This window comes from Affinundibacterium nitidum (assembly GCF_014284155.1).
GTDB lineage: Bacteria > Pseudomonadota > Gammaproteobacteria > Burkholderiales > Burkholderiaceae_D > Undibacterium > Undibacterium nitidum.
Map to the genome: position 1 here is coordinate 318334 of NZ_JACOFZ010000004.1, position 8780 is coordinate 327113.

The 8780-nt window shown below is 45.2% G+C and carries 12 protein-coding genes; 8 read left to right on the forward strand and 4 right to left on the reverse strand.

Annotated features, from left to right (window positions below):
• Nucleotides 1-468 carry a cyanophycin metabolism-associated DUF1854 family protein gene (locus tag H8K36_RS13025; RefSeq protein WP_186916908.1) on the forward strand — a complete coding sequence of 156 codons (468 nt, stop codon included), beginning with the start codon at nucleotides 1-3 and terminating at the stop codon, nucleotides 466-468.
• Nucleotides 469-519: 51 nt separating this feature from the next.
• On the opposite strand, the gene H8K36_RS13030 is transcribed toward H8K36_RS13025, so the two are convergent.
• Nucleotides 520-1044, reverse strand: a complete 525-nt coding sequence (locus H8K36_RS13030) for a GNAT family N-acetyltransferase (RefSeq protein WP_186916909.1) — start codon at nucleotides 1042-1044, stop codon at nucleotides 520-522.
• A gap of 143 nt (nucleotides 1045-1187) precedes the next feature.
• Between H8K36_RS13030 and H8K36_RS13035 the strand changes: the two genes are divergently transcribed.
• From H8K36_RS13035 to H8K36_RS13055, 5 genes are all read left to right on the forward strand, one after another.
• On the forward strand, nucleotides 1188-2180 hold the full coding sequence (locus H8K36_RS13035) for a fumarylacetoacetate hydrolase family protein (protein WP_186916910.1): 993 nt from the start codon (nucleotides 1188-1190) through the stop codon (nucleotides 2178-2180).
• 162 nt (nucleotides 2181-2342) lie between these two features.
• Nucleotides 2343-3284, forward strand: a complete 942-nt coding sequence (locus tag H8K36_RS13040) for a CysB family HTH-type transcriptional regulator (RefSeq protein WP_186916911.1) — start codon at nucleotides 2343-2345, stop codon at nucleotides 3282-3284.
• A 54-nt stretch (nucleotides 3285-3338) separates the two neighbouring features.
• Entirely contained in the window at nucleotides 3339-3992 is a 654-nt protein-coding gene (locus tag H8K36_RS13045; protein ID WP_186916912.1) for a class I SAM-dependent methyltransferase, read from the forward strand.
• A 10-nt stretch (nucleotides 3993-4002) separates the two neighbouring features.
• Nucleotides 4003-4299 (forward strand): SCP2 sterol-binding domain-containing protein, encoded by a 297-nt coding sequence (locus H8K36_RS13050; RefSeq protein WP_186916913.1) that lies wholly within the window; start codon nucleotides 4003-4005, stop codon nucleotides 4297-4299.
• Nucleotides 4300-4354: 55 nt separating this feature from the next.
• Nucleotides 4355-4642, forward strand: a complete 288-nt coding sequence (locus H8K36_RS13055; protein ID WP_186916914.1) for a 2Fe-2S iron-sulfur cluster-binding protein — start codon at nucleotides 4355-4357, stop codon at nucleotides 4640-4642.
• A gap of 21 nt (nucleotides 4643-4663) precedes the next feature.
• Here the strand turns inward: H8K36_RS13055 and H8K36_RS13060 are convergent, their stop codons facing one another.
• Nucleotides 4664-5665 carry a CapA family protein gene (locus tag H8K36_RS13060; protein WP_186916915.1) on the reverse strand — a complete coding sequence of 334 codons (1002 nt, stop codon included), beginning with the start codon at nucleotides 5663-5665 and terminating at the stop codon, nucleotides 4664-4666.
• Nucleotides 5662-6039, reverse strand: coding sequence for a hypothetical protein (locus H8K36_RS13065; protein WP_186916916.1), 378 nt, complete (start codon nucleotides 6037-6039; stop codon nucleotides 5662-5664). The genes H8K36_RS13060 and H8K36_RS13065 overlap by 4 nt, the downstream gene beginning before the upstream one ends.
• 406 nt (nucleotides 6040-6445) lie before the next feature.
• On the opposite strand from H8K36_RS13065, the gene H8K36_RS13070 reads away from it, so the two are divergent.
• Together H8K36_RS13070 and H8K36_RS19630 are read left to right on the forward strand one after the other, a co-directional pair.
• Complete coding sequence (locus H8K36_RS13070; RefSeq protein ID WP_186916917.1) at nucleotides 6446-6649, forward strand: cold-shock protein; 204 nt, start codon at nucleotides 6446-6448, stop codon at nucleotides 6647-6649.
• A gap of 253 nt (nucleotides 6650-6902) precedes the next feature.
• Nucleotides 6903-8612: a methyl-accepting chemotaxis protein gene (locus H8K36_RS19630; RefSeq protein WP_186916918.1), complete on the forward strand. Its 1710-nt coding sequence runs from the start codon at nucleotides 6903-6905 to the stop codon at nucleotides 8610-8612.
• 75 nt (nucleotides 8613-8687) lie between these two features.
• Here H8K36_RS19630 and H8K36_RS13080 read toward each other — a convergent pair.
• On the reverse strand, nucleotides 8688-8780 hold a 93-nt coding region (locus H8K36_RS13080; protein WP_186916919.1), incomplete at its 5' end, for an IS3 family transposase.

Here is an 8780-nt window from a genome sequence, read left to right on the forward strand (position 1 = left end):
ATGACAACTGATTTTAGTTTGGTGAGAGATAGTTTTCAAAAGCTCGTGCTGACTGACGCGAGCGGTGCGCGGTTTGAAGATGTGCGTCCTGTACGTGCGTTTCCAATTCAATCACCTAGTCAAGGTATTTCACTCGTGTTGGAAAATGGTCAAGAAGTTGCATGGATTGACGACTTGAATGACTTGAATGATGATGTGCGCGCCCTGATTGATACCGAGTTGGAAGGCAGGGAGTTTATGCCGGAAATTGCGCGAATTGTAAGTGTAACTAGCTTCGCCACGCCTTGCACGTGGCACGTCGAAACCGACCGTGGCAATACCCACTTTGTACTAAAAGGTGATGAAGATATTCGGCGTATTGGTAGGGAGTCTTTATTGATTGCCGATAATCACGGCATTCATTTCTTGATTCGCAACATGTTCGATATCGACAAACATAGTCGTAAGATTTTGGATCGATTCCTTTAATTCCGGCTCATAGCGACGTGAAAGGACGCTTAGCGGACTTTCACGTGTCGACTAAGAAATTCTTAAGTCGATATGAAATAGCTTAACAGGATCTCCTTCGCTCAAAGAGATAGTTTTTTGCATTTGGAAGCCCAATTTTTCTAAGAGTTTGCTAGATGCAATATTGTGTGGCGAAACAATGGCATAAAGCTCTTTGAGTTTAATGCTGTCCGCGGCGAAACGGAGGACGGCTGTGCAAGCTTCGAAGGCATAGGATTGTCCCCAGTATTGGGGTAAAAGAGCATAGCCAATGTCGATGCCCGGCAGGTTGTCACGTTTGACTAAACCGCATAGTCCTAATGCCGCTCCGTCCTCTAAGCGTTCAACCAAAAATAAGCTGAAACCCTGCCTTTCTTGCACTTCATTGTGTGCCGTGCGTATTGCGTGTTTTGCATCTTCCAGCGTGCGAATTCCTTTGTCTCGAATATTCTCAATGAACGAAGGATCGTTATGTAGTTCTAGATAAAACGCGGCATCCTCGTCTTCTAAGGTTCTGAGCTTCACTCTCTTGCTGGTGCTTATCGTTGTTGTACTCACAAGGCTCCTTTTTCTTGTTAACTGATCGAGGTTACAATGTTGGTTGATGTACTTGGCTCGGATACTGGCGTTGTTAACGTCGATCAGCGAGTGTATGCCACAAAACGTGGTTTAAACAATGACTTTTCTGAGTAAAACTGAATATGAAATTAGCGACAATTAAAGATGGTACACGCAATGGTCAATTGGCCGTGGTATCAAGAGATTTAAAAACAGCGCAGCTCGCGGACGGCATTGCGCCAAGCTTACAACATGCTTTAGATGACTGGAATTTCATCGCGCCACAGTTGGATGCTGTATATGAGCGTCTGAACGCAGGTCGTGGTATCAATAGTTTTGAATTCGACCCTAAGAATTGCATGGCACCACTACCGCGCGCATACCAATGGGCCGACGGTTCTTCTTATGTCAATCATGTGGAATTAGTGCGAAAAGCGCGCAACGCCGACATGCCAGAGAGTTTTTGGCATGATCCCTTGATGTATCAAGGCGGGAGCGATGATTTTATCGGACCGACAGATGATATCGCTTTGCTGTCAGAAGAATGGGGAATCGATTTTGAAAGTGAAATTGCTGTGATCACTGGCGATGTCCCGATGGGTGTTAAAGTGCAGCATGCGAGCGAGCATATTCGCCTTTTGATGTTGGTGAATGATGTCTCATTGCGTAACTTGATTCCTGCTGAGTTAGCAAAGGGTTTTGGCTTTTTTCAGTCTAAGCCAGCATCAAGTTTTTCTCCGGTCGCGGTCACGCCAGATGAACTCGGCGATGCGTGGAAGGAAGGTAAAGTCCATTTGCCACTGCGCTCGACATGGAACGAAACCCTAGTTGGTCAGCCGAATGCGGGGGTGGATATGGTATTTTCTTTCCCTCAATTGATCACGCATTTATGTAAGACTCGTAATGCCCGCGCTGGCACGATTATCGGTTCTGGTACTGTGTCCAATAAAGATCCGAAAAAAGGCTACAGCTGCATCGCAGAAAAGCGAGCACTGGAAATGATCGCAAACGAAGGCCAGGCTACTACTGAGTTTATGAAATTTGGTGACAAGATCCGGATTGAGATGCTGGACAAGAATGGGAAATCCATTTTCGGCGCTATTGATCAAAGTGTGGTCGAGTACAGCGCGAGCTGATTTTCCTATTTTTCCAGTTTTTTTGCGGTTAAACCGATGCGGGCATAGATAAAACCGCGGCTAGTCTATATACTTGCTGCGGTATATCGATCAAGTTAAATCCTCTTGTTGTCATATAAAGAAGTGTGTGTACGCAAGGGGCTTTTGAACAAGGATGTTCGCATGAACCTACATCAATTGCGCTTTGTGCGTGAAGCAGTTAGACAGAATTTCAATCTCACTGAAGCTGCGAAGGCACTTTTTACATCTCAGCCTGGCGTGTCAAAGGCAATTATCGAACTCGAAGAAGAATTGGGTATCGACATTTTTGCACGACACGGTAAGCGTATTCGGGGCTTAACTGAGCCCGGGCGAGCCGTGTTGAAATCTGTCGAAATGATCATGCAGGAAATCGACGGCTTAAAGCGCATCGGTAAAGAGTTTGCAGCGCAAGATAGTGGTAGTTTTACGATTGCCACCACCCATACGCAGGCCCGCTATGCGTTGCCGAAGATTGTGCAGGCCTTCATGCAAAAGTATCCGAAAGTGCGTTTGTCATTGTTGCAGGGGAGTCCTAAGCAAATCGCCGAGATGGTGATGCGGGATCAAGCTGACTTAGCGATTGCGACGGAAGCCATTACCAATGTCGATGGCCTAGTGTCTATGCCTTGCTATCAATGGGAGCACGTCGTCGTGGTACCAGTTGATCATGCCTTGTTGAGATCGAAAACCTTGTCCTTAGAAGAAATTGCAAAGTTTCCACTAATCACCTATGACGCAGCATTCGCGGGGCGTAGCAAGATTGATCATGCTTTTGATGTGAAGCACCTAAAGCCTGATGTTTTGTTGGAAGCGATTGATGCCGACGTGATTAAGACGTATGTTGAACTTGGAATGGGGGTTGGCATTATCGCTGGCATGGCTTTCGATCCTGAACGCGATATCAATTTACGCGCGATTCCAGCAGGGCACTTGTTTGGTATGAACGTGTCGAGGGTTGCCGTTCGCCAAGGTGCCTATCTACGCAGCTACATGTATTCGTTTATCGAACAGTTGTCACCAACTATGAATCGAAAACTCATCGATCAGGTAATGCAAGGTGGAAAAGATAATTATGATTTGTAAGCGCTGATAAAGACGCTTACGAATAATCGAAAAGTTTAATCAAGAAAGAAGAGTATGTCCGACAATGAATTAGCACAGTATTATGCGCAGGTAGCGGATATATACGAAGATAAGTATCTTGAGCCCGATCTTGACGAGGATGCGCAAGCAGCGGCCGAGCACGTTAGCGAGGCACTCGCCAATCATAAGGTCTTAGAGCTTGGTTGTGGTACCGGTTTTTGGACTGAGTTTATTGCTGAGTCTGCCGAATCGGTCTTGGCTACTGATATTAATGACATTATGCTGGAAATCGCCCAAGAGCGTGAGTACGTCTTAGAAAACGTAGAATTTGCGCAAGCTGATTGGTTGGATCTTCAATTGCCGGAGGGACGTACATTTTCAGCATGCTTCGCGGCAGGCATGTGGCCTCATGTTAAACGTGAAGACTACGCGAAGGTATTTAAGAATATCAAAGCATCAATTGGATCTGGTGGCTTCTTAGTTCTCATCGGCGATAACAATGTCGAAGATTTCACGCCACCGACAGCGAGAACCGACGCCGAGGGCAACACCTATCAACGTCGTGAATTACCTGATGGTAGCCTAGTTGAAGTGCTCAAGAATTTTCCAACCGATAGTTTCTTAAAGAAGAAATTTGCGACAGTAGCGCGTGATATTCGGTTGAGTCGTAATGAATTCTTTTGGATGTTAACTTGCGTTTTGAAGTGATGAGGGAAGCATGGATTTATTAACGTGCGCAGAGAAAATTCGTCTCAAATTGGGTGAAGATAGCAGCTTGAATGCGGTATTGAAATTTGATTGCGGTAGCGATGGTGTGATCGTGGTCGATGCCGTACAACGTCCGCATATAGTCGATCATCTCGATCGTGATGCAGACTGCACGGTAAGTTTGTCTTTGCCGGATCTGGCAAAATTGCTTGTTGGTGAACTCAACCCTGTCATGGGCTTTATGTCGGGCCAATTGAAACTCGCGGGTGATATGAGTATCGCAATGCGCTTGCAAAAAGTAGTTTGAGCAAGCTGCTTCAAACAAAACTCTGGCCATGAATATTTAGATTTAAACTGTATTGATGAAAATCTATTCTGTAACGCTAATAAGGCAGGGATGGCGATTCGATGTGCAGGCCGGCCAGAGTATTTTACTTGCTGCTCAAGAGGCTGGAATTCGCATTAATAGTTCTTGCCGTAACGGCAGTTGCCGAACTTGTTTTTGTCAGTTGCAGCAGGGTGTCGCACGACATCTAATTGAGTGGCCTAGCCTTAGCCGTGAGGAGAAAGACGATGCATACATCCTTCCTTGCGTAGCTACCGCAGAATCAGATTTGGTGATCCTCACTGACTACGCGTTTAAGCTCTAACGATTTAATGTCGCTGTCTACTTAGGGTGCGATAGGCTTACAATCGCTTTTGAGTCCAGCCTGTCGACTCCAGCATGCGCTTGCTTCATTACTCGCTTGTGGCAAGCCAAGTTCATCAAGATTGACGACTTGCGTGTCCCATGCCTGAACACCATTTGCTTTTAAGTGCAAACGTAGGGCCCAACCACGTGCCTGCGCAGGATTATCCATCAAATCAATCATGAAATTTCCTAGGCTGTAAATGATGGGTTTTCCTTTGTATTCTTCGGTATCTTGAATCACATGCGGATGCCCACCGATAACAGCATCGGCACCAGCATCGATCATTTTTCGGGCGAGCTCTCGTTGACGCGGCCCCGCTTTCATCTCGTTCTCCCATCCCCAATGCATAAAAGGAATGACAAAGTCTGCGCGATGTATCTTGCGGGCCGCTCGAATGTCTGCAATTACATGTTCATCTTCGCTCCACGCGATACCCGCTTGATCATATGTTGCTTCAAAACTGCGTGGCATAAACTCGTTATAGCCTAATAGTGCAATACGGTAGCCGTGTTTATTGATGATCAACGGTTCATGTGCTTGTTTTAAGTTATAGCCGCCGCCAAAGTAGGGGAGTTGGCTTTGCTTCAGAAGTCCCAGCATTTCAGCGAAGGCTTCTGGCCCAAAGTCACCTGAATGATTGTTGGCAATTGAAACAGCATCGACGTATTTTCCTAGCACTGCAATCGTTCTCGGATGGGCGCGAAAGGTAAAATTCTTGTCTGCAGCGTCACCCGTTGTAGCGATTACGCATTCTAGATTCGCGACACGCACATCGGCTTGCGCGAAGATACGTCTTACGCCATCAAATGGGTCTTTGCCTTCTTCAATACGCTTACCCGCTTGGCCGTCAAGCACAATGTCACCAGCAAAGAGTAGAGTGAGCTCACCTTTTTTAGATTGCTGTGCATTGCTCTCATAGGTGACAGCTAATTGTGCGAGGAGGCAAATAATACCAATACTGATCTTGGTTGTGATTTTCATTTTTTGACTTTTGATAGTTCACAGTGATATTTGAGTTCGCGTTCTACTTCACCTGCATAGAGGTGATTGTATGGTGTGATTAACACGGGAATCTGACTAGGCGCGAACGGACCGCGATAAATAGCTTCATGAATCGGGAGATCTTTGGGTGTCGCTTGAAAGTAGGCGTACAGTGAAATGTGATTGATTTTTGTCGACGTTCCAATCATCACCGCTTTAAACGTGAAGCGCCCACCGATGTCTGTCGGTTTAACTTCGTAGCCACGCTCATGCGCAATCGTTTCGATAATTTCTGTTTTATCAGCGTAGCTGACAAAACATCGAAGTAGTGCTTGGTACTCACTCGATTTATTTTGATCGCTGGCAAAAACCATGTTGGAAATGATCAGTTGTCCAAGTACAAAAATTAAACAAATTAAATGGCGCATTGTGATTAGGCTTATTTGGGGCAGTACTAATAAAATTTTTCCAGCGTAAAAAGCAAAGTGTTTTGCTGTGACATGGATATTGTCGATAAGTTCACTTCAAGATTGCTTAAGTTGATTGGGGTAAAAGTTAAGCCGTGCTGGCAAAAATTCCCGCTAAATTGTGAAGAATTGAGACTTAAATGAGCGGAATATAGAAAGTTTCAATTTAAAATTTACTTTATTCGGAATATGTGCGTATAATCGACGAATCGTTGAGATTCTAGGTTGTAGTGCAGTATCAGTCTGTCATTTCATGCTTGGTTGAAACGATCTATCGGGCACATGCCCACATTAACTGAAATAGGAAATTGTAATGGCAACAGGTATTGTAAAATGGTTTAATGACTCTAAAGGTTTTGGTTTCATTACTCCTGATGAAGGCGGTGAAGATTTGTTCGCGCACTTCTCTGCGATCGTATCGCAAGGCTTCAAATCATTGAAAGAAAACCAACGCGTTTCTTTCGACGTGACAACTGGCCCAAAAGGCAAGCAAGCTTCCAACATCCAAGCAATCTAATTGATGCTTCGTTGAACTTGTAAAAGGTTTCACTAAAAAGCCCGACCCTAGGTCGGGCTTTTTTTTCGTCTAATCGTGTATCTTTTTAATCGCTTTAATTGAATTTCAGCAATATTTTCACCCTCGAACAGCAAAAAAATTTATACTCAATATTACGCTAAATCAAAGTTGATTTTCAGCAATAGTTTAACTTATGCAGCAATAAAATCCGTTTTGACTCTTCTTAATAGATCGACCACGTGAGGAAAATTGTATGTTGAATTTCACGATTAAGTTTAGATTGATAGCAACCATGGCTGTGATGGCGATTATGCTAGTAATCGGTGGCGCTATGGGAGCGTTTGGTGTTCGTAATAGTAATGCAGTCAATGCAGAGCTATATGCAAATCAATTGCCGTCTCTCGATGCCCTTGCTTCAACGCGGGTCAGTATTCTTCGCGCCCGTGTTTTGGTGGATCGTGTGATTGCTCATCCAGATACACCAGATCGTGTGGAACTCCTTAAACGCATCGACGAGTTTCTAGACAAGTCAGACAAGAGTTGGAAGAAATATCTAAGCCTCCCCATGGATGAAGGGGTAGAGAAAAGCCTGTCTATAGAAGTTACTCAGTTACGAGACAAATTCATTAAGGAAGCCTTTACACCGGTTCTTAATGCCGTGAAATCAGGCAGCTTTGAAGAGGCAGATGGAATTAATAGTACAAAATTACCTGCTCTCTACGAGGCCTTTGCCGATAAGATCGTAAAGTTGGATGAACTTCAGTTTTCCAGTGCAGAAACTATGCTCGCCAATAGTCAGGCTGCGTATAAGACCTTTGTTTGGGTCGATGTAATTGGGGTTGTCGCGGGCTTAATTGCCGTTTTTGCGTCAGCTTATTTTCTGGTGATCGCAATTTCACATCCACTTACTTTTGTCTTGGAACAATTTGAAGCGATCGGTAACGGTGATCTCTCCAAGCAAATACGTGCGAAATCAAATGACGAAATGGGGCAATTGCTTACTGGTCTCGAGAACATGCGTCAGAATTTAGTGCAGACCGTCACCGTCGTGCGCCAAGGTAGCTCCTCTATTGCAGTCTCATCGGAAGAAATTGCCAGTGGCAATATGGATCTCTCGTCACGTACAGAAAATCAAGCAGCAAGCCTTGAAGAAACCGCGTCGTCGATGGAAGAGTTGACGTCGACAGTCCAACAAAATGCCGACAATGCGCGTCAGGCAAATACGCTGGCATTGAAAGCATCAGGTGTTGCGAGCAAAGGTGGTGAGGTGGTTGGTAATGTGGTCCACACCATGGACTCAATTAAAGAGAGTTCGAAAAAGATTGTCGATATTATTGGTGTTATCGATGGTATCGCTTTTCAAACCAATATTCTCGCGTTGAATGCGGCAGTTGAAGCGGCTCGCGCCGGTGAACAGGGACGCGGTTTTGCTGTGGTTGCTTCTGAGGTTCGTAGCCTTGCGCAACGATCTGCCAGTGCTGCAAAAGAGATCAAAGAACTGATTAATGACTCCGTCGATAAGGTGGAAACGGGTTCCCGCCTAGTCGATGATGCTGGTAAAACGATGGATGAGATTGTCGTATCGATTAAGGGTGTTGCCGACATCATGGCGGAAATCACTGCTGCGAGTGTCGAGCAAAGCGACGGTATCGCACAGGTGAATATCGCGATTTCAAAAATGGATGAAGCGGTGCAACAAAACGCTGCACTTGTGGAAGAAGCCGCCGCAGCGGCAGGCAGTATGCAAGAGCAAGCAAATAACTTAAATGCTGCCGTGAGTATTTTCAAACTCAACGATAAGGATGCAAGTAGCCAGCAGCAAAAAGCGCCCCAGGCTCGACCCGCGCCAGCAGCGAAAAGACCTGCGGCTAAGCCTGCGGTGAAGTCGTTGCCAAGTGCAAGCAGTGCTAAACCTGCGAAGAGCAGTGATAATAGTGCGGATCAGGATTGGGAAGAATTCTGATTGTTGCGATAAATCGATCGAAGAAAAGGGCAAAGTAAATTTGAACTGACCCCAAAAAGTTGGACAGTTTGTTAGTTATACATAGGAGGGCTGATTTCTGTATTGAACAGGACTCAGCCCTTTCAGTTTTAGTTTGATTCGCTCGTGATTATAGTAGTGAATGTATTC

Coding starts and splice junctions, on each gene's coding strand:
- H8K36_RS13065 (WP_186916916.1), bottom strand. CDS start 6,039: ATGGTTTTTGCCAGCGATCAAAATAAATCGAGTGAGTACCAAGCACTA.
- H8K36_RS13035 (WP_186916910.1), top strand. CDS start 1,188: ATGAAATTAGCGACAATTAAAGATGGTACACGCAATGGTCAATTGGCC.
- H8K36_RS13025 (WP_186916908.1), top strand. CDS start 1: ATGACAACTGATTTTAGTTTGGTGAGAGATAGTTTTCAAAAGCTCGTG.
- H8K36_RS13055 (WP_186916914.1), top strand. CDS start 4,355: ATGAAAATCTATTCTGTAACGCTAATAAGGCAGGGATGGCGATTCGAT.
- H8K36_RS13045 (WP_186916912.1), top strand. CDS start 3,339: ATGTCCGACAATGAATTAGCACAGTATTATGCGCAGGTAGCGGATATA.
- H8K36_RS13070 (WP_186916917.1), top strand. CDS start 6,446: ATGGCAACAGGTATTGTAAAATGGTTTAATGACTCTAAAGGTTTTGGT.
- H8K36_RS19630 (WP_186916918.1), top strand. CDS start 6,903: ATGTTGAATTTCACGATTAAGTTTAGATTGATAGCAACCATGGCTGTG.
- H8K36_RS13050 (WP_186916913.1), top strand. CDS start 4,003: ATGGATTTATTAACGTGCGCAGAGAAAATTCGTCTCAAATTGGGTGAA.
- H8K36_RS13040 (WP_186916911.1), top strand. CDS start 2,343: ATGAACCTACATCAATTGCGCTTTGTGCGTGAAGCAGTTAGACAGAAT.
- H8K36_RS13060 (WP_186916915.1), bottom strand. CDS start 5,665: ATGAAAATCACAACCAAGATCAGTATTGGTATTATTTGCCTCCTCGCA.